This window comes from Rhizorhapis suberifaciens (assembly GCF_014200045.1).
GTDB classification, from domain to species: domain Bacteria; phylum Pseudomonadota; class Alphaproteobacteria; order Sphingomonadales; family Sphingomonadaceae; genus Rhizorhapis; species Rhizorhapis suberifaciens.
In genome coordinates this window covers 55,892-81,489 of sequence record NZ_JACHOV010000002.1, presented here as the reverse complement: position 1 = coordinate 81,489, position 25,598 = coordinate 55,892, and the positions used below count along the sequence as shown (strand labels likewise).

24 protein-coding genes are annotated in these 25,598 nt (G+C 59.4%); 7 read left to right on the top strand and 17 right to left on the bottom strand.

Annotation, left to right across the window (positions count from 1 at the left end; translation table 11 throughout):
* Positions 1 to 9 precede the first annotated feature (9 nt).
* The 3 genes from HNQ99_RS02615 to HNQ99_RS02605 all read right to left on the bottom strand — a co-directional run bounded on the left by HNQ99_RS02615 (position 10) and on the right by HNQ99_RS02605 (position 3,399).
* Complete coding sequence (locus tag HNQ99_RS02615) at positions 10 to 924, bottom strand: sulfite exporter TauE/SafE family protein (RefSeq protein ID WP_184474104.1); 915 nt, start codon at positions 922 to 924, stop codon at positions 10 to 12.
* A gap of 58 nt (positions 925 to 982) precedes the next feature.
* Positions 983 to 1,798 carry a hypothetical protein gene (locus HNQ99_RS02610; RefSeq protein WP_184474103.1) on the bottom strand — a complete coding sequence of 272 codons (816 nt, stop codon included), beginning with the start codon at positions 1,796 to 1,798 and terminating at the stop codon, positions 983 to 985.
* A gap of 221 nt (positions 1,799 to 2,019) precedes the next feature.
* On the bottom strand, positions 2,020 to 3,399 hold the full coding sequence (locus HNQ99_RS02605; RefSeq protein WP_281376756.1) for a glycosyl transferase family protein: 1,380 nt from the start codon (positions 3,397 to 3,399) through the stop codon (positions 2,020 to 2,022).
* A 172-nt stretch (positions 3,400 to 3,571) separates the two neighbouring features.
* On the opposite strand from HNQ99_RS02605, the gene nhaA reads away from it, so the two are divergent.
* On the top strand, positions 3,572 to 4,822 hold the full coding sequence (gene nhaA, locus HNQ99_RS02600) for a Na+/H+ antiporter NhaA (protein WP_184474102.1): 1,251 nt from the start codon (positions 3,572 to 3,574) through the stop codon (positions 4,820 to 4,822).
* Between the two features lie 30 nt (positions 4,823 to 4,852).
* On the opposite strand, the gene HNQ99_RS02595 is transcribed toward nhaA, so the two are convergent.
* The 5 genes from HNQ99_RS02595 to HNQ99_RS02575 form a co-directional block, all read right to left on the bottom strand.
* Positions 4,853 to 6,124, bottom strand: coding sequence for a DUF445 domain-containing protein (locus HNQ99_RS02595; RefSeq protein ID WP_184474101.1), 1,272 nt, complete (start codon positions 6,122 to 6,124; stop codon positions 4,853 to 4,855).
* 48 nt (positions 6,125 to 6,172) lie between these two features.
* Positions 6,173 to 9,262, bottom strand: coding sequence for an efflux RND transporter permease subunit (locus HNQ99_RS02590; protein WP_184474100.1), 3,090 nt, complete (start codon positions 9,260 to 9,262; stop codon positions 6,173 to 6,175).
* A gap of 18 nt (positions 9,263 to 9,280) precedes the next feature.
* The gene (locus HNQ99_RS02585; RefSeq protein WP_184474099.1) at positions 9,281 to 10,465 is read right to left on the bottom strand and encodes an efflux RND transporter periplasmic adaptor subunit; all 1,185 of its coding nucleotides are present in this window, start codon (positions 10,463 to 10,465) and stop codon (positions 9,281 to 9,283) included.
* 316 nt (positions 10,466 to 10,781) lie between these two features.
* Positions 10,782 to 11,039 carry a GlsB/YeaQ/YmgE family stress response membrane protein gene (locus tag HNQ99_RS02580; RefSeq protein ID WP_184474098.1) on the bottom strand — a complete coding sequence of 86 codons (258 nt, stop codon included), beginning with the start codon at positions 11,037 to 11,039 and terminating at the stop codon, positions 10,782 to 10,784.
* Between the two features lie 158 nt (positions 11,040 to 11,197).
* Positions 11,198 to 11,866: an SIMPL domain-containing protein gene (locus HNQ99_RS02575; protein WP_184474385.1), complete on the bottom strand. Its 669-nt coding sequence runs from the start codon at positions 11,864 to 11,866 to the stop codon at positions 11,198 to 11,200.
* Positions 11,867 to 12,028: 162 nt separating this feature from the next.
* Here HNQ99_RS02575 and HNQ99_RS02570 point away from each other — a divergent pair, with 162 nt between their 5' ends.
* The 3 genes from HNQ99_RS02570 to HNQ99_RS02560 are packed head-to-tail and all read left to right on the top strand — an operon-like array spanning position 12,029 to position 13,628.
* Positions 12,029 to 12,445, top strand: coding sequence for a VOC family protein (locus tag HNQ99_RS02570; RefSeq protein ID WP_184474097.1), 417 nt, complete (start codon positions 12,029 to 12,031; stop codon positions 12,443 to 12,445).
* The gene (gene gloB, locus HNQ99_RS02565) at positions 12,445 to 13,170 is read left to right on the top strand and encodes a hydroxyacylglutathione hydrolase (protein ID WP_184474096.1); all 726 of its coding nucleotides are present in this window, start codon (positions 12,445 to 12,447) and stop codon (positions 13,168 to 13,170) included. The genes HNQ99_RS02570 and gloB overlap by 1 nt, the downstream gene beginning before the upstream one ends.
* A gap of 50 nt (positions 13,171 to 13,220) precedes the next feature.
* Complete coding sequence (locus HNQ99_RS02560) at positions 13,221 to 13,628, top strand: hypothetical protein (RefSeq protein WP_184474095.1); 408 nt, start codon at positions 13,221 to 13,223, stop codon at positions 13,626 to 13,628.
* A gap of 1 nt (position 13,629) precedes the next feature.
* Here the strand turns inward: HNQ99_RS02560 and HNQ99_RS16845 are convergent, their stop codons facing one another.
* From HNQ99_RS16845 to lepA, 5 genes are all read right to left on the bottom strand, one after another.
* Positions 13,630 to 15,261, bottom strand: a complete 1,632-nt coding sequence (locus HNQ99_RS16845; RefSeq protein ID WP_322790301.1) for a DsbA family protein — start codon at positions 15,259 to 15,261, stop codon at positions 13,630 to 13,632.
* A 9-nt stretch (positions 15,262 to 15,270) separates the two neighbouring features.
* Positions 15,271 to 16,614 (bottom strand): M48 family metalloprotease, encoded by a 1,344-nt coding sequence (locus HNQ99_RS02550; RefSeq protein WP_184474094.1) that lies wholly within the window; start codon positions 16,612 to 16,614, stop codon positions 15,271 to 15,273.
* A 271-nt stretch (positions 16,615 to 16,885) separates the two neighbouring features.
* Entirely contained in the window at positions 16,886 to 17,767 is an 882-nt protein-coding gene (locus HNQ99_RS02545) for an OmpA family protein (protein ID WP_184474093.1), read from the bottom strand.
* A 342-nt stretch (positions 17,768 to 18,109) separates the two neighbouring features.
* Positions 18,110 to 18,406 (bottom strand): alkylphosphonate utilization protein, encoded by a 297-nt coding sequence (locus tag HNQ99_RS02540; RefSeq protein ID WP_184474092.1) that lies wholly within the window; start codon positions 18,404 to 18,406, stop codon positions 18,110 to 18,112.
* Positions 18,403 to 20,208, bottom strand: a complete 1,806-nt coding sequence (gene lepA, locus HNQ99_RS02535; RefSeq protein ID WP_184474091.1) for a translation elongation factor 4 — start codon at positions 20,206 to 20,208, stop codon at positions 18,403 to 18,405. The genes HNQ99_RS02540 and lepA overlap by 4 nt, the downstream gene beginning before the upstream one ends.
* A gap of 94 nt (positions 20,209 to 20,302) precedes the next feature.
* Between lepA and HNQ99_RS02530 the strand changes: the two genes are divergently transcribed.
* From HNQ99_RS02530 to purQ, 3 genes are all read left to right on the top strand, one after another.
* Entirely contained in the window at positions 20,303 to 21,598 is a 1,296-nt protein-coding gene (locus tag HNQ99_RS02530) for an FAD-dependent oxidoreductase (protein WP_184474090.1), read from the top strand.
* Positions 21,599 to 21,675: 77 nt separating this feature from the next.
* Positions 21,676 to 21,912, top strand: coding sequence for a phosphoribosylformylglycinamidine synthase subunit PurS (gene purS, locus HNQ99_RS02525; protein ID WP_184474089.1), 237 nt, complete (start codon positions 21,676 to 21,678; stop codon positions 21,910 to 21,912).
* A complete protein-coding gene (purQ, locus tag HNQ99_RS02520) occupies positions 21,909 to 22,577 on the top strand; it encodes a phosphoribosylformylglycinamidine synthase subunit PurQ (RefSeq protein ID WP_184474088.1) in 669 nt (222 codons plus the stop codon). The genes purS and purQ overlap by 4 nt, the downstream gene beginning before the upstream one ends.
* 105 nt (positions 22,578 to 22,682) lie before the next feature.
* On the opposite strand, the gene HNQ99_RS02515 is transcribed toward purQ, so the two are convergent.
* The 4 genes from HNQ99_RS02515 to HNQ99_RS02500 form a co-directional block, all read right to left on the bottom strand.
* On the bottom strand, positions 22,683 to 23,156 hold the full coding sequence (locus tag HNQ99_RS02515) for an LptA/OstA family protein (protein WP_246414443.1): 474 nt from the start codon (positions 23,154 to 23,156) through the stop codon (positions 22,683 to 22,685).
* Positions 23,157 to 23,218: 62 nt separating this feature from the next.
* Positions 23,219 to 23,866, bottom strand: coding sequence for an LPS export ABC transporter periplasmic protein LptC (gene lptC, locus HNQ99_RS02510; protein ID WP_184474086.1), 648 nt, complete (start codon positions 23,864 to 23,866; stop codon positions 23,219 to 23,221).
* Between the two features lie 8 nt (positions 23,867 to 23,874).
* Positions 23,875 to 24,492, bottom strand: coding sequence for a ribonuclease D (locus tag HNQ99_RS02505; protein ID WP_184474085.1), 618 nt, complete (start codon positions 24,490 to 24,492; stop codon positions 23,875 to 23,877).
* 31 nt (positions 24,493 to 24,523) lie between these two features.
* Positions 24,524 to 25,333 (bottom strand): TerC family protein, encoded by an 810-nt coding sequence (locus HNQ99_RS02500; RefSeq protein WP_184474084.1) that lies wholly within the window; start codon positions 25,331 to 25,333, stop codon positions 24,524 to 24,526.
* Between the last annotated feature and the right edge of the window lie 265 nt (positions 25,334 to 25,598).

Genomic DNA, 25,598 nt, shown 5'->3' with positions numbered 1-25,598 from the left:
AGGCACGCGTCACCGCAACTGCACCGTGTAAATTTCGTCCGGCCGCCAGCCCAAACCCAGGGCCATGCGGATAGCGACGATCAGCACGATGAATGCCAGAAAGGCGCGAAGATATTCCGGCCGGAACTTCATTGACATGCGGGCGCCAATCTGTGCGCCGGTGACGCTGCCGACAAGCAGCAACAGCGCAAGGACCAGATCCACGGCTTTGGTCGTAAGGCTATGCACCATGGTCGCGGCAATGGTCACGAACAGGATCTGGAAAAGCGAGGTTCCAACGACAACCTGCGTCGGCATACCGAGCAGGTACAGCATAGCGGGCACCATGATGAAGCCGCCGCCAACGCCCAGCAGCATCGTCAATACCCCCGTCATCATGCCGAGCAGGAAGGGCGCGATTGGGGAAATATAGAGCCCCGAACGATAGAAGCGCCAGCGCATGGGCAGCGCCGCCACCAGCGGATGGTGACGCCGCTTGCTGGCGCGGGGCCGCTCACCCCGGCGCAGCCTGACGATGGATTGGACAGATTCCTTGGCCATCAACAGCCCAATGCCGCCCAGCATGAGCACATACAGGATGCCGATCACCGTATCGATCTGGCCGATGTCCTGCAGCAAGCGAAACAGGCCCGCGCCTGCCAGCGCGCCGGCTACGCCGCCCGCCACCATAACCATGCCCATGCGAATATCCACGGCGTTACGGTGCAGATGCGCGAACACTCCAGAAACGCTCGCCCCGGTGACCTGGGTCGCGGCGGACGCCGCAGCAACAGTGGGTGGGATGCCGTAGAAAATGAGAAGCGGCGTAGTGAGGAAACCCCCGCCGACGCCAAACATGCCGGACAGCAATCCCACCAGCCCGCCCAGGCCGATGATGAAGATGGCGTTGACCGACAGATTGGCGATTGGGAGGTAAAGATCCATTATCTTCTGGCTAGTCGTAAACCTTGCCAATTTGAAGACAGTGCGTGGCCGGAATGAGTCAAAAATCCGCTGCGACGATCAAAGCAGGACCCGAACCGGGAAAGGCTCCTCCCCCAATCCGTTGGCGCCATTCCAGAACGGCACGAGCCGATCCGGACCTTGCCGAAACATGCGGTCCCGCATCTAGGCGCGATAAGCCCGGCTGTGCTCCTCCAGAAACGGCAAGACCAGCGAGTAGAGAGCGGCTGCCAATGTCCGCCAGCCGCTTGGAAAGGGCGAACCGGCCATCGGCAAAGGCGTCGATCCCCGCCAAACCTACTATTCCCGCCTGGGCATAGCCCTCCATTTCAAGATCCGGGTTGACGGCGACAGGCCCGACACCCCCTGCACCGTAAGCGGCAAAGGCATTGCGGCCGCCCTCTGCCAATGCGATGCGGCGCTCCAGCGACAGGGCAACCGGCAGGCTGCGCTTTGGCCGGTAAGTGAGGCCAAGGGCGGCCTCCACTCCTTGTGGGGAGTCGAGTGCGCTGGCCACTCTACCATGGACGGCAAGGATCTGAGTCTGTGAGGGCGTCAAGTCATAGGCGATTCGGATGCCGACCTGACTCGCGCCAAGCTGGCCCCCTGAGGCAAGCCCTGGCCCGCTATTGTCAGGGCGATACAGCATCCATGCCGACGCCGACCATCGATTTGGGGAATGAATGGACGTCGAAGGTTCACCCGACGCAATAGGCGGAAAGTCGGCCGGCCGATTGAATATGCCTTTGGGGGCCTCACGCCGGACGCTGCCCGCCGCAATGAAGAGTGGACGCTCTGCCCCTATCGAGGCTGAGGCTTTTTTGGGCACGGCTTCAAGCTTCCGGGGCTGCCTCATGGAGACGGTCTTCGCAACGTCTGCCGTGTCTGCCGTCCCGATGCCTTTCGAAGACCGTTTGGCCGCTGCGACAGTAGTCGGCGGTTCCCTTTGCTGTCCGGCGTCCAGGTTGAATCTCTCTCGATCATCGAGTGTCCACATCACTGCCCGGCCAGCGATCCACAGGCCGAGCACAAAGCAAAGAAACCGCATGGGGCGTCCCGGCCTGGCATTGCTGGCACTCATGAATTCCGTACCAGGTTCTGAGGAAATTTATGCGCTGTCTTTTCCCAGATCAGGGCGCTTCCCCGCCTGATCCTCAAATACTGCATGACCGCCCGCCTCGCCGCCATGACGGTGATGACATTGGCCACGAAATTCCGGGGTATCGACCGAAAACCCTCGCGCCAGCCATAGAAGCGCGTGACGAAAGCGCAGCGCATTGCCAGTCGCCAGATCAGCAACAGGCCGTTCAGCGTCAGAAGCGTAATCAGAAAGTCGGAAAAAGGCCTGGCCGGCGTACCCGTTAGAATATGGGTCACGCCCGTAATGCCGTACAATATCAGCGCTGCATAGGCGCAGGTTAGCATGATGGCGGCAAGCGGCGCCCGGCGATCGCGCAGCCGCATCCAACGTTCCGCAATGCAGCCGTGCCACCCCAGCCTGTCCCAGCCCGACAGCGCAATGCCTGTCATCCAACGCGCCTTCTGCCGCACCGCGGCGTCCAAACGGCCGGGAAAATATTCGCGCGTGCAGACGAGGCCGCCCTCCCCATCAGGCAACCGGACCAGCACGCCCCGGCCGCCGAGTTCGCAGATACGCAAGCCCAGTTCATAATCTTCGGTCAGGCAATCGGAATCGAATGGTCCACCGCCCCGCCCTTCAGCTATCCTGCCGATGCTGGTGCGGGAAAATGCACAGCCCACGCCGGCGGACGGCATTCCCGCCTTCAGGGCTTCCCTCACGACCAGGGATTTTCCGTGGGCTTCCGCAAATTCATCGCAATAATGACCGGATATCCACCGCGAATTCTGGTCAACCAGAGGCAGTACGGGTATCTGCACCAGATCAAATCGATCCAGCATGAGGTCGAAAAGCCGAATTTCGGCGGGATGGACGACATCTTCCGCGTCATGCAGAACGACACCCTTGAACTTAAATCCCTGTAATCGTTCCTGATGCACCATTGCTGCCCAGATTTGATTCAGGCATCCACCCTTGGTTGTCGGGCCAGCCTCAGTCCCGATCACAAGCGAAATGCGTTCGTCCCGCTCGGCTATCTGGCTCCCCGCCTGAATGGTTGCCGCATCGTTGGGATAGCATCCAACGAAGATATGAAAGTCGTCCAGCGGCCAGCATTTCAGGCTATGGGCTAGCATGGCGGCGATCACCTGCGCCTCATCCCAAGCGGGAATAAAAATAGCTATAGGGCCCGTCGATAAGGAACTTGGAAGAGATGTCGCATTCATCGGCTGATACCGAGAATAGACAAATAGCCGTCGCCACAAATAACGACTCATCCACACCAGATCGATGAACAGATCATCAATGGCTCCCAATGCGAATCCTACGGCAGAAAATAGCAGAAATTCGTTCTGCAGCACTTCCATGACCAGCAACAATCGATCCCCATGTAGAATAGAATTGTCCTTCAGATCGCTATACTGCGCGCCTCCATGGCAATTCTATTTCGCATTCGCAATAAAAATAAGATAGCCGTTCGCAACAACGGATTTGAAAAGGCGGCTCACGCCGGTACGGTATTTGGCTGAAACGTCAGCAACGAGGAGCAGGATGAAAAGAAGCGGCAACAGGTCTGCATTGCGAGACTTCCTGTCCAACGAGGCGGCAGGCGGAATTTTGCTTATGCTTGCGGCGGTGATGGCAATGGTGGCGGCTAATGCGAGCGAGCGGAGTTACGAGTTGTATCATGCACTGCTGCACGCACCGTCAGGACCCGTGCTGACGCAAAAGCTTGGTCCCATGTCTCCCCATCTATGGATCAACGATGGCCTGATGGCGGTTTTTTTCCTCTTGGTCGGGCTGGAAATCAAGCGGGAATTCGTTGACGGCCGTCTTTCCACCTGGGAGCGCCGCCGCCTTCCGATAATCGCGGCGGCAGCGGGTATGGTGGTGCCGGCCATCATTTTCCTGTTTGTGGCCAGGGGCAATTCCACCCTTGAAAACGGCTGGGCGATCCCGGCGGCAACCGATATCGCGTTCGCAATGGGCGTGCTGGCTCTGCTGGGCAGACGAGCGCCAACGTCGCTGAAGTTATTTCTGACGACCGTCGCGATCGTGGATGACATGGGTGCCGTCGCCATCATCGCCATTGCCTATAGCAGCGGCATCAAGACCGTCGCACTGTTGGCGGCGATGATGATCCTAGGCCTCATGTATATCCTCAACAAAAGCGGCGTTCGACGACTTTCCATCTACATGCTTTGCTCTGCGGCACTTTGGTATGCAGTGCTGCTTTCGGGGGTACATGCCACCATTGCCGGCGTCCTGGCGGCGATGATGATTCCGATCCATGTGAGCCCCGGCGCACCGGACGCGACCGACAGCCCACTTCATATATTGGAGCACAAAATCGCGCCGTGGAGCGCCTATCTTATTGTGCCCCTGTTCGGTTTCGCCAATGCTGGGCTTCCCCTTTTAGGCATAAGTATGGCCGATCTGCTGGCCCCCCTGCCGCTCGGCATTGCGGCAGGACTGTTCTTTGGCAAGCAGATTGGCATTTTCGGAAGCATCTGCCTTTGCGTGAAGCTGGGGCTCGCGCCAAAGCTGCGCGGTGCGACTTGGCCTCAGATTTATGGCGTGTCGATGTTGTGCGGGATCGGCTTTACCATGAGCCTGTTCATTGGGGCGCTGGCATTTCCCACCCAACCCGATCTGGTGGAGGAAGCCAAGCTGGGCGTCTTGCTGGGATCGGGGCTATCGGCTCTCGCCGGTTTCGCCGTGCTTCGCTTCGTCCGACTTCACCCCCGCCATCATATGCTTGAGAGAGAGGAACGTGCTGAGGCCGCTGCCTCCCCCCGTTGATGCTCAATCTCAGCGGGGCGCAGTCCCATCTTATAAGAGCATTCCCGCTCCGTGGATGGTCACCCCGACAAGTCCGCCGACCAGCGTGCCGTTGATACGGATATACTGCAAGTCCCGCCCCACGGCATTTTCCAGCCGTTCGGTCACCGTATCGGCGTCCCAAGCCCTTACCGTCTCGCTCACCAGCTTTACGATGCCATCGCCATATCTGGCGGTTGCGCCGACGGCCGTTCTGCGCACGAAGCGATTGATCATGACGCGCAGGCGCTGGTCGGTTTGCAGGGTGCCGCCCAACTGACGAAGCGCCTCACCAAAGCGCCCCGCCATCGCAGCCTCGGGATCCCGAGCCGCACGCAGCAAGCTCGCGCGCGCCTGCTCCCATAAGCCGTCGAGCCAGCGCTGCACGCCCGCATTATCCAGCAACTCGTCGCGAATGCGCTCGACCCGATCCTGCATTTTTCGGCTCGTCTGGAGGTCATGGGCGAGTTTCGCCAGGCCTTCCTCCGCTTTGGATCGAAGCGGGTGCGCCGGGTCCTCCGCCATTTCGGCGATCAGCTTGTGAAGCCCCCCGATGATCGCATTTGCGAGATTCTCATCGAGACCGGTCCACCGCAATATCTTGCCTGCTTTCTGATGCACCATGTCGCGGATCAGATGCTCATTGGCATCCAGCGTCTTGGCCGCCCATTTGACGACCGCGTCAATAATAGGCTGGTGGCGGCCGTCTTTCATGGCAGCTTCCAGGGACTGGCCCAGAAGCGGAGCGATCTTCAGCGCTCGAAGCCGCTGCCGCAGGCCCGCCTTCACCATCCCGCCTAGCCGGTCCTGGTCCAGCGCTTCCAATATATCCGCCACCAGCCGCGAAGCTCCCCGTCGCAGTCTGCCCTCGCCGATGGCAGGCGACGCCAGGAAGCGACCGGCGGCAGAAGCAACATCCACTGCATACATCCGCCGTGCAACCACCGCCGGCGTCAGGAAATTGTCCCTAAGAAACAGAGCGAGTGTGTCGCCGATCCGGTCTTTGTTGCGGGGGATAATGGCGGTGTGGGGAATTGGCAGCCCCAGCGGGTGGCGGAACAAGGCCGTGACAGCGAACCAGTCGGCCAGCCCGCCCACCATCGCCGCTTCAGCGAAGGCCCGGACGAACCCAAGCACAGGATGCATATCCTCTATCGTGCGGGCAATGACGTAGACGGCAGCCATCACGAGCAACAGCCCGGTAGCGACCACACGCATGTTCGCCGGACCATTCACTGGCGGGGAAACCCGGCTTGCGCGCCGGAGATGAGCGACCTTCATCATAGCGTAACGATCTAAGCGGTCGATTGGTCCGCGGCCAGCCCCCCCTGATTATTCCGCTGGCTGAGGCGTTTCAGCCGACGGCCGCTCATCACCCGGCTTGAAGGTCAGCAGACGTTTGCGCAGGCGTGGACCAATCCATTCCTCAATCTCAATCGCCAGGCTGAAACTTGCGGGCACGATCAGCAAGGTCAGCAAGGTGGACAGCAGCAATCCGCCGATCACGGTAATGCCCATCGGGGCGCGCCAAGCGGAATCGCCGGTTAGCGACATGGCTGTGGGCACCATGCCTGCAACCATTGCGACGGTGGTCATTACAATGGGTTGAGCCCGCTTGTGGCCCGCATCGACAATGGCTTCGAACTTTGAAACGCCTTTGCCCATTTCCTCCAAAGCGAAATCGACCAGCAGGATCGAATTCTTCTGCACAATGCCGAGCAGCATCAACAAGCCGATCAGGACAGGCATGGAGATAGGCTGGCCCGTAAGATGCAGTGCCAAGGCCCCTCCCAGAGGAGCCATGGTGAGCGAGGCCATGTTCACGAACGGCGGCAATACGCGCTTGTAGAGCAGCACCAGCACCGCGAACACCAGCAGCACCCCGGATATGACCGCCGTTACAAAGCTCTGGACCAACTCCCGCTGCCATTTGGCATCGCCCACTTCGATCCGGCGTATTCCTTGCGGCAGGTTCGCCAGCGTGGGCAGCGCGTTGATTTTCTCCATGGCCCGGCTGTTGATGACGCCGGGCGCCAGATCCACGCCGACCACGACACGGCGAACTTGATTATAGCGCCGGATTTCAGTGGGGCCCGAGCCGAATTTCACGTCCGCCACGGCCTTTAACGGCACAGAGCCGCCCGAAGCCGTGGGAACGGGCAGATTTTCTATATTCGTCAGATCTTTGCGGCTTTCTTCGTCGATTGACACACGTATGGGAATCTGGCGATCCGACAATGAAAATTTGGCACTGTTCTGATCGATATCACCGATAGTCGCAATGCGAATGGTCTGGCTGAGCGCGGCCGTCGTGACGCCCAGATCCGCCGCCAGGTTCATGTGCGGCTTGATGAGGATTTCGGGTCGCTGCATATCGCCGTGCAGTCTGGGAGCGCGGATTTCCTTGATCCCCTGCATTTCCCGGACAAGCTTCTGAGCCGTCCGCTCCAACAACTGCGGATCGTCGCCGCCTAACATGATCGTGATATCGCGACCGGTGAAGCCGCCGCCCGATTGAGACTGAAAGCTGGCCCGCGCGTCGGCGATGTTGAGCAATTTTGGCGCCATTGAGCGTTCCCATTCGACGCTGGAGAGCTTTCGGTCCTTTTTTAGCGTGAGGTAAATGGTAGCCTTTGTCGGTTCGATATCGGCAAAGGCGGCCTCGACCATTGAAGGATCATCAAGAACGTCGACAACGCCTTGCGTCGCCCGTCTGGTCTGTTCCAGCGTGCTGCCGGGCACCAGTTCCACGTTGACCGAGCTGTAATCGGTGTCGATCGAGGGCTGGAACTGGAACGGAAGCGTATAAAAAGCCAGGATCGTTGCAGCCAGAGCGCCGCCGCCGCCGATGAACACCGTTTTCCACCGATGTTTCAGCGTCCAGCGCAATATTTCAATATAGCGGTCCATCAGTGGACCTTCACCATGGCTGGCGTGACCTTTGGCCTTCAGGAAATAAGCCGCCACCATCGGCGTGATCATTCGGGCGACGGCAAGGCTCATCAGCACGGCGACCACGACTGTCATGCCGAACTGGATAAAGAACTGCCCGGATATGCCCGGCATCAACGCAACAGGAAGGAACACCGCGACGATCGCCATGGTTGTGGCGAGCACTGCGAGACCGATCTCGTCAGCAGCATCGATCGAGGCCTGAAAGGCGCTTTTCCCCATTCGCATATGGCGCACGATATTCTCGATCTCGACTATGGCGTCGTCGACCAACACGCCGGCCACCAGACTGAGCGCAAGCAAGCTGATGCCGTTCAGCGTGAAGTTCATCATGTCCATGAACCAGAAGGCAGGAATCGCAGACAAAGGTATCGCCAGCGCCGAAATCAAGGTCGCGCGCCAGTCGCGCAGGAACAGGAAAACCACGATGACCGCGAGTATGGCGCCTTCGATCATGGCGGCCATGGCCGAATGATACTGCCCTTTGGTGTAATCGACGCTGTTATAAAGCTCCCGAAAGTGAACTTTCGGGTTTTCCTTTTCCAGTTTCCGAAGTTCCTTCATCGCCTGATCGAATACGGAAACGTCGGATGATCCCTTGGCTTTTTCCAACGCGAAGCTGGTAACCTGTCGGCCATTCATCAAGCCGATCGAGCGCTGCTCGGCATACATGTCGCGCACTTCGGCAATGTCGCCCAAGCGGACGGTGCGGCCATTGCCTAAAGCGATCTGCGTCTGTCCCAGGATATGAGCGTCCTGGGCATTGCCCAGCACCCGGACGGCCTGCTCCGATCCGGCAATTTCCGCACGACCGCCGGTCGCGTTCAAATTCACCTGTCTTAGCTGCGCATTGACCTCTGCAGCGGTTGTTCCCTGCGCCTGCAGCTTAGCTGGATCAAGAATGACCCGAATTTCCCGGCTGACCCCGCCACCCCGGCGGACAGCGGCCATTCCCTGGATGCCCAGCAGCCGCTTGGCCACAGTATTGTCGACATACCAGCTCAACTCTTCCAGCGTCATGTCCGTGGCTTCAGCGCTCAGATAAGCGATTGGCCCGCCTTCAATGTCGACGCGCGTGACCTGCGGCTCCAATATTCCCTCGGGCAGGTCACTGCGAATTTGCGCGACGGCATTGCGCACATCGTTTAGGGCCCGGTCGACCGGTGTGCCGATGTCGAACTGGACCATGGACATGCTCTGCCCTTCGCTGGCGTAGGACGTAATTTCGTCCACGCCGCTGACGCCGCGCACCGCCGCCTCGATCCGCTGGGTGACCTGCGTTTCCAATTCCGATGGCGCCGCCCCGGGCTGGCTGACCAATACCCTTACGGCAGGAAAGCTGACATCGGGGTTATTGTTGATGTCCATTCGGTTGAAGCTGACGATGCCAGCCATCAGCAGCGCGACGAAAATGACAATGGGAACCAACGGATTCCGAATGGACCACGCTGAAATATTGCGGAAATTCACTTTCTCGTCCTTTCCGCTTCAGCTCGATGCTTTCTTTACCATCGGGCGAACCTTTTGTCCCGGATTCAGGAAGGCGCCGGCCGTCAGCACCACCTTTTCATTCCCGGAAAGACCCTGGCTGATCGCTACGCCTTCACTGGAGACCTGGCCGATCTGGACGGCTCGCCGTTCGACCTCGTTCCTGCCGTTGATGGCATAGACATAGCTGCCTTTGTCATCGGAAAGCACCGCTGATTCAGGAAGCAAAGGCGCCTCCGTAGTCCCGCTCACTATGCGGGCAGATGCAAAGCCGCCTGGACGCAGGGCCTTGTCGTAGCTGAGAAGTATCCGCGCCGTGCCAAGGCGGCTTTGAGGATCCACCACGGGCGAAACCTGCCAGACACGGCCTATGAATGACTGTCCAAAGCCCACAGGTGCAACTTTTGCGCTCATTCCTGGCGAGACCCGCGCGAGATCGCCTTCGCTGACTTCGGCCAGCATTTCCATCTCGCCGCCCTTGGCCATGCGGAAGAGAACGCCGCTGCTGGAACTTACCACCTGGCCCGGCTCTACGTTTCGCGTCAGCACCAGACCTGCGGCAGGCGCGCGGATATCAAGTCGTCCGGTGCGGGCAAGCGCCTCGCGATGTTGCGCCTGGGCGACATTCACCCGCGCGCGGGCGGCGTCCCTCGTCGCGGTCTTACGATCAATATCTGCCTTGGAAATGAAGCCGCGCGATACCAATGCCTGGGCGCGATCCAGTTCAGCTTGCGCCAGCCGAGCGTCCGCGCGGGCGACATCGATCTGGGCCGCGAGCGCGCGCGCCTCCTGTGTTTGGACCGCACGTTCGATCATGGCGAGTGGCTGTCCCGCCCGCACCCAATCGCCGGGCTCTACCAACACCCGCAGCACCATGCCCCCCTCACCGACGACGCCGACGGGCATTTCGCGACGCGCCGCCAGCGAGCCGGTCGCATTCACCACACGATCCACCATTTGCCGGCCAGGAACGACAACAGTCACCCTGGGCGTCTGGCTAAGGTCAGCTCCCTCAGCGACGTCGTTTGTGCCGCCATTCATGAATTTCAGCGCAATTATGAGAGCGATGATCATCAGCATTGCAGCCCCGGCCGCGATGATGATCGTCCGCTTCCGGCGCCGTGGAGCAGCTTCGCTGCCGTCCTCTATATCCGCCTCTTGCGTAAAGCGCGTCTCGTAATTCATTCCAGTTGCACTCTTCATCCAAGCGCGCGCGAAATTGTGTCGCGCGAACCTTATTTAGGGCTGTATTATCTGAATATATCACTTGCCTCAAGCATCAATGGCTGGCCATTGGCTGCTGAACGAGTGGGTGCGACCGGATTGCCCGCAAAATGCTCCGAGGTCGGGCGGAATGCAAGGGAATAGGACTAAGGTGAGCCCGCATCGCCGGTTTTTACCCCAGGCGAGCGGGCTGGTTGGATCGCCGCCACCCTGGGGGCAGCGGCGATACTGGTCGTCTACAACATTCTTCGCCCCAAATAGCGAAGGGAAAGCATCCCTATCGCACGGAGCCGCGACGGATCAGGTTCACGATCGCCAGCAGTACGACCGCTCCCAAGAATGACGCGATAAGCGAGGAGAGGCTGAAATCACTGCGGTTTATCGTTCCGCCCGCGAAGACCAGTCCCGCCAGAAACGCGCCGACTATGCCGACTACAATGTTGAGCAAAATACCTTGCTGAGCATCGGTACGCATTACAATACTGGCAAGCCAGCCCAGAATACCGCCGACAATCAGCCAGATGATAATGTTCATTGCACGTCTCCTGTCTTATTGGTGTGCAATAAAGCGTATGGCGGCAAAAAACGTTCCGGGGCCATACTCTGTCCACCTCGCCCAAAGGTGACCGGCAACCTCCTTGATGATCGAAAATGGTAGGTCGCAAGACCGGCAGCCGGATGTAACAACATCCGTCAATCCAGATAGAAATCGACCGTCGTGACGACCCGCACCTTCTTATTGGGCGAATCCGCACCGCTTCCCATTTCGTCGCCATCCCTGGCACCGATGGAAAAATAGCCCTGTGTTGCGGATTTTATGCCGCCCACATCCGTCCCACTATCCTGCGCGAACTGCTCTGCTGCGTTACGCGCGTCCTTTGTCGCCTCGGCGACCATGGCGGGCTTGATGTCATTGAGCTTTGTAAAGCTGTAGACCATGCCCGATCCTTCCTCCAGGGCGATACCGCGCCGCACGAGGTCGAACTGCCGCGCAAAAGCCCGCCGCGCCCGGGCAATGTCGGTGGTTCGCAACTGGATCCGCTGACGGATAGTGACATTGTTCGTACCGCGATTGCTGTCATACCATTGGTTCACATTGACTCCGGCCGTGCTGATCGCTCCGTCTGGGAAACCCATGGCGTGGAAAAAGCCGCGGATTTGGTTGGCATCGGCGTCAATCGCCCCTTGAACCTCATTGATGTCAAAACCTTGTTTCGAAAAGCTCAAATTCCAGGTGGCAAGGTCGGCGGTCACATCTTTTTCGGCCAAACCGCGCACGGTGACAGAACGATCCGCCTGACGAGCCCGAAGCAGGCCGTCGCCCAGCAAATAGCCGCCAATTACGATGGCGACGGACAGCATCGCCGCCGACGCCAGAACAATACCGGACTTGCGCTCTTCTAAAACCCCATTCACGGCACTTTCCCTTTCGCTTCGGCGTTCCTATTCTTTGCACATAGACGAGAAACCTCTCACATCAGAGATGAACCGTTGCTGACCTGCGACGAAAGGATCGACCGCGGCATGCCCAAATATCTTCATACCATGATCCGGGTCACGGACATTGAGAAAACCGTAAGTTTTTTCAAGCTGCTAGGCATTGAAGAGCAGCGACGCATCGAAAACGAGAAGGGGCGCTTCACGCTGGTTTTCCTGGCCGCACCCGGCGATGAAAATGCCCAGGTGGAACTCACCTATAATTGGGATCCGCAGGAATATCCGGGCGGGCGGAATTTCGGCCATCTCGCCTATCGCGTCGAAAATATCTACGATACCTGCCAGCGGCTGATGGACGCAGGCATCACGATCAATAGACCGCCGCGCGACGGCCACATGGCTTTCGTTCGCACTCCGGACGGAATTTCCGTCGAACTGTTGCAGGATGGGCATCTGGAACCTGCAGAGCCATGGGCGTCCATGCCCAACGAAGGGGAGTGGTAATGAGCCTTGACGTTCTGCGCATTCCCGTTCTTGGGGACAATTATGTCTGGCTGGTTCATGATCCGGCCAGCGGGGAAACCGCCGCCATAGACCCGGCGGTTGCCGGACCGGTGCTCAACGCGGCGACAGAGCGCGGATGGACAATCACTCAGATTTGGAACACCCATTGGCACCCCGACCACACCGGGGGCAACGCGGAGATCAAAGCGGCAACCGGCTGCTTCATCACCGGGCCAGCGGCCGAGGCGGCCAAAATTCCGACGTTGGACCGCCAAGTCGGCGACGGCGACACCGTGATGTTGGGGGACCATTGCGCTTATGTTATCGATGTCCCGGCCCATACTGCGGGGCATATTGCCTATCACATGCCGGGCGAGCCCCTGATCTTTATTGGAGACACGCTGTTTGCCATGGGCTGCGGCCGTCTTTTCGAGGGGACGGCGGAGCAGATGTTCGCGAATATGCAGCGCCTTTCCCGCCTCGACCCCGAGACTTTGGTTTATTGCGCCCATGAATATACCCAGAGCAACGGCCGTTTCGCCCTGATCGCAGAACCCGACAATGAAGCGATCCGGCACCGGATGACGGAGGTGGATGTCGCCCGCTCCAATGGAGAAGCGACAATCCCGACGACCATTGCGCTGGAGCTCGCGACCAATCCCTTCATGCGCTCCCGGGATGCTAAGGAGTTGGCGGAACGGCGTGCAGCCAAGGATGCTTTCTGAACGTTGAATATAATCCCTGTGCCAAGAAGCAAATGATCAGGAGAAGTGCCATGCGTGCTTATATGATCGCGCTACCCGTCCTACTCGTCGCCTGCACCTCCACCGGCCTGGCGAAGGACAAGTCGCCCGCACTGACGCAAAAGCAACAAACCGCACTGGACAAGGCGCTGGAAGGCAAGGTCGCGGGAAAAAAGCAAAGCTGCATCAGCTTGACCCAGCGAGCGGACCTGCAAGTCATCAGCGATGATGTGCTGCTCTACAAGGCGGGCGGCACAGTCTATTTGAACCGGGTGATGGGGCCCTGCAATGGGCTCAGCTCTGGTAGGACGCTGGTCACGAACGTGTTCGGCTCGCAGCTTTGCCGCGGTGACATTGCGCGTGTTGCGGACTTCAGCTCAGGTATGTTGACTGGAAGTTGCGCCTTGGGCGACTTCGTGCCCTACAAGGCGACCAAATAGCCTATTGCCGCGACAGGCGAGCCCGCGCGATGGCTTCCTTCAGCGCATCATAGCCAACCGCGCCCGATAACAGCTGATCGCCCACCACCCAGGTTGGCGTCCCTGTTGCCTGCAGCGATTGCGCCAGCCGAATATTATTTGCGATCTCGGCGCTGATATCGGATGCCTGCGTCGCACCCTTCAGCTTTGAAGGATCGAGACCGACCTTTTTCGCCGCCGCTTCAATTCCCTGCTTCGACAGCCCCGCCGCATAGAGCGCCCGGTGGAAAGCCCCATATTGCCCCTGCTTGGCCGCATAGAGACTGACCTTGGCTCCCGCGTTGCTTTCCTCACTCAATATCGGCAGTTCGCGGTAAACCACCTTCAATTGCTTGTCCTCCGCTAGAAGCCGGTCAATATCGGGCAGGCTGGCCTTGCAATATCCGCATGCATAATCGAAGAACTCGACCAGCACGACATCGCCATTCCGTGCACCATCCCACCCACCTGCGAAAGGCGTCTCGAGTTCCGTGCGGTGCTGATCGATCATCGACGCTGTCCGTTTTGACTGCAGCCTCTCCATCGCTTCGGGAATGATTTCCGGATGAGCGAGAATATAGTCGCGCACAATGGCTTCCACCTGCGAACGATCCATCTGTCCGGCAGGCCGCGCTATACCGGAAGTCGAGGATGACCCGCCTGACACCATAAGCACCGCTGCTCCGGCGGCAGCTAGAAAGATGGTCGCGCCGATCGTCATCTGAAAAATCCTGTTATTGTAAAAGACCGTACCGCTTGTGCTGTTCAACAATGCTTTCCCAAGCCGCTTCAGTGCCGCTCCCCGCGACTCCGGCTGTGGAACGACCTCTGACGGGGATGTTTCCTGCGGCGAGGGCGGCGGCGATTTTGGCACGATCCTGTCTTCCTTCACCCGAGGCTGCATTTGGGCATGCCCTTGGGTTGACCACGTGGGATCGTCCGCAAAAAGGGGCAGGGCCCCCTGGGCCGACGCTGCAGGCGAGCGGATCGGCTCCGGCAGCGCTTGGCGAACATCCAGTCCATCGACGGCTATGCCCTCTTCTTTCAACAGGCGCATCAGTTCCGATGGGACCGGCGCTGTGGCAGCCTCCGCATCGCCGACCCGATCCCTCGCCTTGAGCGCAGCGGCCTTTTCCACGGCAACCGCGGCCAGCATTGCTTTAAGTTCGGCGAGCAATTTCGTCAGCGCCGACGAGCGGACAGCCATAGTTTGCCCTATAACCCGCGCCGCCGCCACGCTTTTCCTCCCCATGGTCAGCAGCACCGGCCCAATCCTGGCCTGAGCGCTGGCAGCCGCCCGCCGTGAAGCGGACGCGACCTGCCCGCCAGCCTTTGCCACGAGGGCTTGGGCTTTGCGCGCCTTTTCAGGGAAATTCTGCTCCTCCAGCCATTGACGTGATTGGTCCAGCCGGCGGGGAGCATCGATCCATTCCGCTAAATCGCGCAGATGGCCAGGAACCGTCTTCGCCAAAGCGATGCCCCTCGCCAGCCAGGGCCGTGCAACCTGTATGGCTTTCGACGCGGCGTTCACTTTGGAAGCAGGCGTCGGGCGTACCGGCTCAACCCCGCTCATCCGCTCCAACGGCGTTCCTTCTTTCCAGCGATCGTCCCCCATCGGCCTCGCTTACCTTCTCTTTTTCTTCCGCTCGGCCTCGGTACGGGAGACCATGGCGATGTCCTGCGCGCGCAGCCAGTCGGGCGTTCCCTGCTTGATATTGGCCATGGCCGCCTCTGCGCTGCGCAACGCGAGTTCCGGACTGCCCGTCATCTGGTAACGCTCCGCGGTCGCCAAAGCCGCACGCGCCGTGTCGCCCCGCCGCTCATATACCACGCCCAGTTGATACCAGGCAAAAGGGTTGTCCCTGTCCCGGTTCACCGCCGATTTCAGCACCCGCTCCGCCTCCGGCAAATTGCTATCATCATCAGTCGCGACCAGCGCGTGGCCCAACAGAGCGGCAATCAGCGGTTGACTCCCGGTCTCGCCTACCGCCCGGCGCAATGGCGGAATGGCGTCTTTCGGGCGGCCCGATTCCAGCAACACCTGCCCTTCAAGCTCAAGGAAATAGGGATCGTCCGGCGATTGGGCGAGCAGCCCCTTTACCTCCTCCATCGCCTTGTCGGGATATGCGGATTTGTGCCAGGCATAGGCCCGCGCGTAGCGAGCGGGAATGCTGCCGTCGCCCTCTGGATAAATACGCAATGTCTGGGCAGGATCGGACACAAAGCCCACCAGTTTCGCCTTCACCCGCTCGAACCGCGCCTCCAATTCCGGATCGACGGGCTTGTCCCAGGCAGCGTCCTTCCGATACACCTCGTTCAGCACCGCGATACGCTCACCGCTCAATGGGTGGGTACGGGCATAGCTGTCGGTCTGTGGGATGGAGAGGCGGAATTCTTGGTTCTGCAGCTTCTTGAAAAAGGCAATGCTGCCCCGCCCGCTGACTCCGGCTTTGCTGAGATAGCGCGCGCCCGCAAGATCTGCCGAGCTTTCCTGATTGCGTGAGAAAGCGAGAAACTTGCCCATGGCCGCCTGCTGTCCCGCCGCCATGATGCCCATACCAGCCTCACCGCCACCCGCCGCCATCGCTGCTGCACCCAGCAAAAGGCTCAGCAGCGTAATGCCGGTGGCGGCGTTCACGCCCTCGCTGAAACGTACGACATGCCCGCCTTCAATGTGGCCCAGCTCATGCGCAATAACGCCCTGTAGCTGGTTGACGTTGTCCGCCTTCGCCAACAGGCCGCTGTGAATCCAGACAACCTGTCCGCCCGCGACGAAAGCGTTGATCTCCGGATCGTTGATCAGCAGTACTTGCACATTATGCGGGTCCAGCCCCGCAGCCTGAATCAGCGGCTCGGAAATGTCGTTAAGCAGCGCCTCGGTCTCCGCATCGCGAAGAATCTGCTGCGCCATCGCCTGCGGCACGAAAAGCAGAAAAGAGAGAAACAGGACAAGTAGACCGCGCAGCATTCGCCCCCTATCGACCAAAAGCCAGCAGCGATCAACGGAAAGGACCCCCACCATCCCCGCTTTATCGCAAGTCCGTCCTGAATAAGAGATAAGAACGCTGATGATTGCCTATCAGAACGGCCAAAAAGCCGCGACAAGGGCGCTCGCATAAAGCAGAGGTAGCGGAGTGTCCTGAAAACGCGGACGTCCTTTCCTCAAGTTTGAGTTCTGGTCAACCGAACTCAGATGCCGAGCCAGGAATCCGGGGTGGGCCTCACCCACCCCGTGCATCTCACAGACCGTCAAGGCCTTTGCTGACCAAGACATTCACCGCCACGCGGCGGTTCTGTGCTTTGCCTTCGGCAGTGTCATTGCTCGCCAACGGGTCCGCTTCGGACATGCCAGTGGGGGTAAGCATGCGATATGGCTTCCAACCACAGGTCTGCTGAAGATAGTTGATAACGCGACCGGCTCGCTTTTCGCTAAGCTCCTGGTTGAATTCAGAGCTTCCTGTAGAATCGGTGTAACCGACGACGAGCAGCAGGGCGTTATCCATCCCCTCAGCTGCGGTTGCCGTTGCGCAGAGATCATTTTTCGCCTGAGCAGACAGCACGGCCTTGCCAGTGTCGAAGTTCACGTTCGTCGTGCTTTTGATATTATATTGATCGATATCACCCATGCGGCCGCGCAGCGCTTCTGTTGCCGCAGTCTGTTCAGCAAAGCCCTGCGCAGTGCCGCTGCGGATCATTGATGCGGTCTTGAGGTCCTTGTTCTTCAGATTGATCTGGCTTGCCACCAGGCCATCGCCCGATTGCAGTGTCTTGATGGAAACAGGCAGGCCGTTAAGCACAGAGTCGGCGGCAAGCTTACTGCGACTGAGGCCCAAAAACCCCCCACTGGACTTGATCCGGGTGGCATCATTTATAGCGATAACCGTGTTGGTGCCATCGGCCGTGGTGACTTGCACCTTGTCGCCGCTGCGCGCGGAAACGATGCCTTCGATCTCAGGCCCTTCGGTCATCTCAGCCGCTTCGGGCGAAGGCTCGCTATAGGACGCTGAAAGGTCGGCCTGCGGTGGCTCCTGCTGCGGCTCCTGCGACTGCGCGGCCAACGCCGACCCGGTGAGCACGGCAAGCGGTAAAAGAATTTTTGAACTTTTGGAAATTATACTCATTGCACTACTCCTCCAGACTCGACAGTCAGGCCTGCGTGATCGCAGCTTCTCGTCTGACCGTCGCGCCTGATGGCGTGTACGGCTGCCAGAACCCTCTCCATCGAGCTTCATTACGATGCGCAGCATGCAGCTGCACCTGAACACCATGGATTTCCTGCGTGTTCACTGGAACCTTGCGGGCAGATGAACACGCCGGATGACATGTATGGTTGTCCGGGCAATTCGAGCGAATAGTGCGGCGAACCGATTTAGACGGCCGCACAAAGCAACGTTCATGCGTTTGTAGAATTACAACAAGGAGGATTTGGAGGCTCTGCCTCGGCCCGTTTCCTGAACGTGGACTCACCGCTTCTTCACAAACTCCGCCCGAAGCACCAGCCCTTTGATCCCCTCAAACTTGCAGTCGATCTCTTGCGGATCGCCCGTCAGGCGGATCGATTTGATCAGCGTGCCGCGCTTAAGCGTCTGGCCTGCGCCCTTGACGGCTAGGTCCTTGATCAGCGTCACCTGATCACCGTCCTGCAACAGATTGCCAACGGCGTCGCGCACTTCCATCGTTTCGGCCGACTTCGCCATTAATTCGGACGCCGGCACCCACTCGCCGACCTCCTCGTCAAAGACATAGTCCTCGCCGCTCACCCCTCATCCCCCATGCGCAGGGCTGCAATAAACGCCTCCTGCGGGATGCTGACCGATCCATATTCGCGCATCCTCTTCTTGCCTTCCTTCTGCTTTTCGAGCAGCTTTTTCTTGCGAGTGATGTCGCCGCCATAGCATTTTGCGGTCACATCCTTGCGCAGCGCCGCGATGGTCTCGCGCGCGATCACCTTGCCGCCGATGGCCGCCTGGATCGGGATTTTGAACAGGTGCCGGGGGATCAGGTCCTTCAGGCGCTCGCACATGTGCCGCCCACGCGCTTCGGCTGCGCCCCGATGAACGATCATGGAAAGCGCGTCGACCGGTTCATTGTTCACCAGGATGTTCATCTTGACCAGATCACCCTCGCGCATGCCGATCTGGTGATAATCGAAGCTCGCATAGCCCCGGCTGATCGATTTCAGCCGGTCATAGAAGTCGAACACCACTTCATTGAGCGGCAGCTCATAGGTCACCTGCGCGCGCCCGCCGACATAGGTCAGATTCTTCTGAATGCCGCGCCGGTCCTGACAAAGCTTCAGGATCGAGCCCAGATAGTCGTCGGGAACATAGATCACCGCCTCGATCCACGGCTCCTCGATGAAGTCGATATAATTGGCCTCGGGCATGTCGGCCGGATTGTGGAGCTGCTGGATCGACCCGTCATTCATGTGAATGTCATACACCACGCTGGGCGCGGTGGTGATGAGGTCGAGATCATATTCGCGCGTCAGCCGCTCCTGGATGATCTCCAGATGCAGCAACCCAAGGAAACCACAGCGGAAACCGAAGCCCAGCGCGGCGCTGGTCTCCATCTCGAAGGAGAAGGAGGCATCGTTGAGCCGCAGCTTGGCGATGCTGTCGCGCAGCTTTTCAAAATCGTTCGCGTCCACCGGGAACAGACCGCAGAACACCACCGGCTGCACTTCCTTGAACCCCGCCAGCGGCTCGGGCGCGGGATTTTTTACCGTCGTGACGGTGTCGCCGACCATCGCCTGCGCGACTTCCTTGATCTGTGCGGTGATGAAGCCAATTTCGCCGGGGCCAAGCTCGGCGACCTGCTCGATCTTCGGCCGGAAGCAGCCGACGCGGTCGATCAGGTGCTCGGTGCCGCCCTGCATGAATTTGACGGGCAGGCCCTTTTTAATGACGCCGTCCATCACGCGGACAAGAATCACAACGCCCAAATAGGGGTCATACCAGCTGTCGACCAGCATCGCCTTCAGCGGCGCGCTGCGGTCGCCTTTGGGCGCGGGAATCTTCGCGACGATCTGTTCCAAGATATCGTCGATGCCGATACCCGACTTGGCGGACGCGAGCACAGCCTCCGAAGCGTCCAAGCCGATAATGTCCTCGATCTCGTGCCGGACCTTTTCCGGTTCGGCCGCGGGAAGATCTATCTTGTTGATGACAGGAACGATTTCATGGTCGTGCTCGATCGAATGGTAGACATTGGCCAGCGTCTGCGCCTCCACACCTTGTGCGGCGTCGACGACGAGCAGCGCGCCTTCGCACGCGGCAAGGGAGCGGCTGACCTCATAGGCAAAGTCCACATGGCCCGGCGTGTCCATGAGGTTGAGCTCATAGGCCTTGCCGTCCTTGGCCGTGTAATTGAGGCGCACCGTCTGCGCCTTGATGGTGATGCCGCGTTCCTTTTCAATGTCCATGTTATCAAGAACTTGAGCGGACATTTCCCGGTCAGTCAGTCCCCCGCAGCGCTGGATCAGCCGGTCGGCCAAGGTCGATTTGCCATGGTCGATGTGCGCGATAATGGAAAAGTTGCGGATAGCAGCAAGGTCGGTCATGCGCGCCCGATAGCAGCAAGGCTTGGTCCTGTCAGCATTTCCCTTGCGCGCTCCGCTTTCCGCGCTAGCATCCTTGAAAAAGCGGGAGAGCTTCATGCGGCATGTGGCGGTGATCGGATCTGGACCAGCGGGCTACTATACTGCGGAGGCATGCCAGAAGGCATTTGGAGACGACGTCAGAATCGACATCATAGACCGCTTACCGGTTCCATATGGGCTCATCCGTTTCGGCGTCGCTCCCGACCACCAGTCGATCAAGGCCGTATCTCGCCGCTACGAGCAGGTGGCCCTGTCGGAAAATGTCCGGTTCGTCGGTAATGTGTGCGTCGGACAGGATGTCGGCATTGGCGAGTTGCAACAGCTTTACGACGCAGTCGTACTTGCGACCGGCGCGCCCAAGGATCGGCCGCTCGGCATTCCTGGTAGCGACCTCCCCGGAGTGGTTGGCAGCGCCGCGTTTGTCGGCTGGTATAACGGCCATCCCGAATTTGCCGACCTGGAACCGAGGCTGAATGGCCCCGGTGCGGTAATCGTCGGCAATGGCAATGTGGCGCTGGACGTCGCTCGCATTCTGTCGAAGACGGAGGATGAGCTTGCCGGGAGCGATATTGTAGCGCACGCGCTGGAGCAGTTGAACCAATCCTTCATTCGGCACATCACCATCCTTGGACGGCGCGGACCGCATCAGATCGCCATGACGCCAAAGGAATTGGGAGAGCTTGGCCATTTGCAGCGCGCCGCTCCGCGCGTCGATCCAATTGATTTGCCTGAAGGAGGCGCGGACGCGCTGCTAGAACCAGGCATGCGCAAATCCGTGGGGCATCTGCGCGAATTTGCGGCCAATCCCGTGGCCAAGCCGATCACGGTCGAGTTCGACTTCTTCGCGATGCCAGTGGCGGTTGAGGGTGACGGCAAAGTCGAACGTGTCATCGTCGAACGCACGGAACTGGACGATCAACTTCGCAGCCAGGGCACTGGCGAACGCTACAGCATCGATTGCAGTCTCGTCGTGAGCTGCATCGGCTATTCCACGCCGCCTATCGAAGGCGTCCCCTACGAACATGGCCGTGGCCGCTTTGCGAACGATGAGGGACGCATATTGCCCGGTCTTTACTGCGTGGGCTGGGCGCGGCGGGGACCGACCGGCACCATCGGCACCAATCGTCCCGACGGTTATATGATCGCCGACAAAATCGCTGAGGATATCGGCGCCGGCGGTGGCAAATCCGGCAGCCCCGCCCTTGACGCGCTATTGGCCGAGCGTAGGGTCGACGTCGTCACTTTCCGCGACTGGCAAAAAATCGAACAGGCCGAGGTACAAAGGGCCCGCCAGGGCGCACCGCGTGAGAAATTTATCGCGATCGAGGAAATGATCCGGGCCAAGAGCTAAAAAAAGGATAGACCTTGCCCCGGGACGCAGCCCGGCATAGGGAGGCGGCGAACGGCAATTTCAGGGAATCGGCCATTATGAAGACCCGGGTTTTTGTCACCTTGAAGGGCGGCGTGCTCGACCCGCAGGGCAAGGCGATTCATCATGCGCTGGAAGGGCTGGGCTTTTCCGGCGTCAATGACGTGCGCGCGGGTAAGCTGATAGAGTTGGACCTGGCCGACGGCACCAGTGACGCCGATATCGACGCCATGTGCAAGAAGCTGCTCGCCAACACGGTTATCGAAAATTACCGGATCGAAAGGGTCTCCGGATGAAAAGCGCGGTCATCGTCTTTCCCGGTTCCAATTGCGACCGCGACCTGGCGGTGGCTTTCAGCCAGATTTCGGGGCGGCAAGCCCATATGGTGTGGCATGGCGACAGCGAATTGCCGGACGGTCTGGATGTTATTGGGGTGCCAGGCGGCTTTTCCTATGGCGACTATCTGCGTTCCGGCGCAATGGCGGCGCGCTCACCGATCATGCAGTCCGTCGTGAAGGCGGCGGAGCGCGGCGTCGCCGTCATCGGCATCTGCAATGGCTTTCAGGTCCTTACCGAAGCGGGTCTCCTTCCAGGAGCGCTTATGCGCAATGGCGGCATCAAGTTTGTCTGTCGCGACGTGGCCCTGGCGGTCGAGAACAGCCAAAGCGCATTCACCAGCCGCTATGATGCGGGCGAAAAAGTGACTTTCCCTGTTGCGCATCATGACGGCAATTATTTCGCCGACGAAGCGACGCTCGACCGGCTGGAAGGCGAAGGCCGCGTTGCGTTCCGCTATGCCGAGCAGGTGAACGGGTCGGCACGCGACATTGCAGGCATTATCAACGATGCAGGCAATGTGCTGGGCATGATGCCCCACCCCGAACGCGTGATCGAAACGGCGCATGGCCGCACCGACGGACGGCGCCTGTTTGAAGGTCTGTTCGCAAGCGTTCTTGCATAGGGGCGGGACTTACGAGCGCCACCCCTGCCAGAAGCCTGCTTTCGCAAGCTTTTCCTTATGTCCGTTTCAAAACCCGATAAGGGCGTTTCCGTCGCAACGGGCTAGCTATTGCTGCCCATTGCGCTTGGGAACGGTGAACGTGCCCGACACCCGTCCGCCCGCCGCGCCGGTGGTTCCTGGAGCAGCGGCTCGGCCGTCAACCGTGGAGCGACCTGTATTAAGATCGATCAGCAACCGGCCGCCCGTCAGCCGGTTTGATCCCTGCGTCAACTGCACATTGCCGAGCATCGTAATAAGGCGACGGTTAAGGTCATATATGGCAGCGTTGCCGCGCGCGGTCTCATTACCTTTGGTCACCACGACATTGCCGTTGGCATCGATCCGCTCGATCTCAACACCACCCGCATTGCGGTAGGCTACCGTCATGCGAGCTGCATTGAGCGTCAATCCTGCCTGGGTCACCTGAACATTACCGGACACCACCACACGGTCAGCCCGATCCTGAACCTCTATCCGGTCGGCGGAAAAATTGACCGGCGCGCTGCTGTCATGCCCTTTCAGCACCTGAGCAGGCGCCATGTTGGTCAGGAAAAGGGCTGTCCCAATGGCGGCGCCGAGCGCGAATCCAGCTGCTGTCTTCATCACTGACGCCCCTTGATGGCATTTTGGTCGATACGCAAGCGGGCGTTGCCCACCAATGTCACTGTGCGATCGCGAAGATCGGCCTTGAGCTGGTTAGCGCTGAAGGTGCCGACCGGCATCCGTCCATCCACCCTCCCCCGGCTTTCCATTTCACGCGCCTTCAGGTCAATGCCAACGTCCCGCGTAGTGAGCCGATAGCCGCCAGCCGACTGGAACTGGACCGGCCCCCGGACTGTCACGTCCTCCCGGTCCATGTCATACATGCCTTGCTGCGCGGTGAGGACCGCCGGGCCGTCGTTGAGAAGGATGCGGGCGGAAAGATCCTTAAGCTCTACAACCGCGTCGCGCGAAGTCTTCTGCACCGCGGAACCAGCCCGGAGGGAAAAGGGTTGGCCCTTGCTGTCTTCGCCACGGTACAGCGCTTCGGTAACACGCATGCGTTCCCGCGCGACCTCCACCTTGTTCTTGTCCAGCACAAAGCTGACTTCGCTTTGATGAGTAAAAGGCGCGGTTGCCAAAAAGGCGGTGAGGACTCCGATCGCGACGGGCAGAATACGCTTCAACGGCCGAACCAGCCGATCATGACTACTGCCTGGAGCCGCCCAGACGTGACGTTTGCCGCGTTCCCTTTCCGCCTGAACCGACATCCCTCGTCCTAAATATGCGCAAATATGTCGATATCGGACCAGCCCGCGAGATCAAGCTTCGCCCGGTGCGGCAGAAAATCGAAGCAGGCCTGCGCGAGTTCCATTCGCCCCTCGCGGGCCAGCCGCTTGTCCAGCTCGGCACGCAGCAAGTGCAAATAGCGCACGTCCGATGCGGCATAATCCTTCTGCGCATCGCTGAGTTCCGGGGCTCCCCAGTCAGAGCTTTGCTGCTGTTTTGAAATTTCCTGGCCCAGAAGCTCCCGCACGATTTCCTTCAGCCCGTGGCGGTCGGTGTACGTCCGTATCAGACGGGAAGCCGTCTTCGTGCAATAAACGGGCGCTGCAAGAACACCCAGATAATGCTGGATCGCGGCGATGTCGAAGCGGGCGAAATGATAGAGCTTAAGCCGGCCCGGATCAGCGAGCACGCTCTTCAAATTAGGCGCGGCATAGCTGCTGCCCGGCCCAAAGCGAACAAGATGCTCATCACCACGGCCGTCGCTTATCTGAACCACGCACAGACGGTCGCGGTGGGTCAGCAGGCCCATGGTTTCGGTATCTACCGCGACCGGCCCTTCGGCGAGCACGCCTTCGGGAAGGTCTTCTTCGTGGAAATGGACTGTCATGACCTCTCTTTAGGCTGGCGTGCGGTACAACTCAATGAACCGTTTCGGCGGTTTCCTGGGGAACCTTCTTCGTGCGTGCCCGGCGGCCCATAATGTTGAGCATTTCCACAAAGGCCGAAAAAGCCATCGCTGCATAAATGTAGCCTTTGGGCACATGGATGCCAAATCCATCGGCGATGAGTACCGCACCGATCATCAGCAAGAAGCCCAAGGCCAGCATGACGACCGTCGGGTTGCGGTCGATAAAGCGTGCGAGAGGATCAGCGGCCAGCAGCATGACGGCCACAGCCACGACGACGGCGATCACCATCACCGGAAGGTGATCGGTCATGCCGACAGCGGTGAGGATGGAGTCGATTGAGAAGACCATGTCCAACAGCAATATCTGAAAAATCACCGACCCGAAGCTGATTGCGGCATGGCCCTTTTTGTCGAGCAGGTTTCCGGAAGCCTCGACATCCATATTGTGATGAATTTCCTTCGTCGCTTTCCACAGCAGGAAGAGTCCACCCGCGATCAAGATTAGATCGCGCGCCGAAAAGGCGGTTTCATAGACCGGATGCCCCGTCAGCTTGTCGATGGGCCCGGAAAGGCCGAGGTCGAAGATCGGTGCCGTCAGACCCACGAGCCAGGCAATGCCCGACAACAACGCCAGCCGCAGCACCAGCGCGAGGGCAATCCCCACCCGCCGCGCCTTGCTTTGCTGGTGCGCGGGCAGTTTGTTCGACAAGATGGAAATGAAGATCAGATTGTCGATGCCAAGCACGACTTCCATGACGACAAGGGCTGTCAGGGCGGCCCAGACGGCCGGGTCCGCGAAAATACCAAATATTTCGATCATGGAATTGCATTGCCCAAAGCGCAGGCCGTCCGCAAGTTCCAAATCGCTGCAAGATCAGACCAATGGCGCTCCTGGGCGATCGGCCCTGCGGCCGAATAAAGCCGATTCTGTGATATTCGAGCCACGCTGAAGTAAAATAAGTCGCGCCAATGGTAAAAATCCGCTATACCGAATCCTATGCCGCTTGCTTTTGCGGCGGGTATTGTGTGACTTTCGTCCGTCATACATATCCTAATTTTGGTTTGGACGAAGCGAAAGTGACTAA

What these genes read in the sequence shown, in the direction of transcription:
- HNQ99_RS02610 (WP_184474103.1), bottom strand. Translation starts at nt 1,798, where the DNA reads ATGAGGCAGCCCCGGAAGCTTGAAGCCGTGCCCAAAAAAGCCTCAGCC.
- HNQ99_RS02560 (WP_184474095.1), top strand. Translation starts at nt 13,221, where the DNA reads ATGCGTGCTTATATGATCGCGCTACCCGTCCTACTCGTCGCCTGCACC.
- HNQ99_RS16845 (WP_322790301.1), bottom strand. Translation starts at nt 15,261, where the DNA reads ATGGGGGACGATCGCTGGAAAGAAGGAACGCCGTTGGAGCGGATGAGC.
- lepA (WP_184474091.1), bottom strand. Translation starts at nt 20,208, where the DNA reads ATGACCGACCTTGCTGCTATCCGCAACTTTTCCATTATCGCGCACATC.
- HNQ99_RS02575 (WP_184474385.1), bottom strand. Translation starts at nt 11,866, where the DNA reads ATGCTGTCCGTCGCCATCGTAATTGGCGGCTATTTGCTGGGCGACGGC.
- HNQ99_RS02585 (WP_184474099.1), bottom strand. Translation starts at nt 10,465, where the DNA reads ATGAATTACGAGACGCGCTTTACGCAAGAGGCGGATATAGAGGACGGC.
- HNQ99_RS02570 (WP_184474097.1), top strand. Translation starts at nt 12,029, where the DNA reads ATGCCCAAATATCTTCATACCATGATCCGGGTCACGGACATTGAGAAA.
- HNQ99_RS02595 (WP_184474101.1), bottom strand. Translation starts at nt 6,124, where the DNA reads ATGATGAAGGTCGCTCATCTCCGGCGCGCAAGCCGGGTTTCCCCGCCA.
- purQ (WP_184474088.1), top strand. Translation starts at nt 21,909, where the DNA reads ATGAAAAGCGCGGTCATCGTCTTTCCCGGTTCCAATTGCGACCGCGAC.
- HNQ99_RS02515 (WP_246414443.1), bottom strand. Translation starts at nt 23,156, where the DNA reads ATGGCGCCTGCTCAGGTGCTGAAAGGGCATGACAGCAGCGCGCCGGTC.
- HNQ99_RS02505 (WP_184474085.1), bottom strand. Translation starts at nt 24,492, where the DNA reads ATGACAGTCCATTTCCACGAAGAAGACCTTCCCGAAGGCGTGCTCGCC.
- purS (WP_184474089.1), top strand. Translation starts at nt 21,676, where the DNA reads ATGAAGACCCGGGTTTTTGTCACCTTGAAGGGCGGCGTGCTCGACCCG.
- HNQ99_RS02615 (WP_184474104.1), bottom strand. Translation starts at nt 924, where the DNA reads ATGGATCTTTACCTCCCAATCGCCAATCTGTCGGTCAACGCCATCTTC.
- lptC (WP_184474086.1), bottom strand. Translation starts at nt 23,866, where the DNA reads ATGTCGGTTCAGGCGGAAAGGGAACGCGGCAAACGTCACGTCTGGGCG.
- HNQ99_RS02580 (WP_184474098.1), bottom strand. Translation starts at nt 11,039, where the DNA reads ATGAACATTATCATCTGGCTGATTGTCGGCGGTATTCTGGGCTGGCTT.
- nhaA (WP_184474102.1), top strand. Translation starts at nt 3,572, where the DNA reads ATGAAAAGAAGCGGCAACAGGTCTGCATTGCGAGACTTCCTGTCCAAC.
- gloB (WP_184474096.1), top strand. Translation starts at nt 12,445, where the DNA reads ATGAGCCTTGACGTTCTGCGCATTCCCGTTCTTGGGGACAATTATGTC.
- HNQ99_RS02545 (WP_184474093.1), bottom strand. Translation starts at nt 17,767, where the DNA reads ATGAGTATAATTTCCAAAAGTTCAAAAATTCTTTTACCGCTTGCCGTG.
- HNQ99_RS02500 (WP_184474084.1), bottom strand. Translation starts at nt 25,333, where the DNA reads ATGATCGAAATATTTGGTATTTTCGCGGACCCGGCCGTCTGGGCCGCC.
- HNQ99_RS02530 (WP_184474090.1), top strand. Translation starts at nt 20,303, where the DNA reads ATGCGGCATGTGGCGGTGATCGGATCTGGACCAGCGGGCTACTATACT.
- HNQ99_RS02550 (WP_184474094.1), bottom strand. Translation starts at nt 16,614, where the DNA reads ATGCTGCGCGGTCTACTTGTCCTGTTTCTCTCTTTTCTGCTTTTCGTG.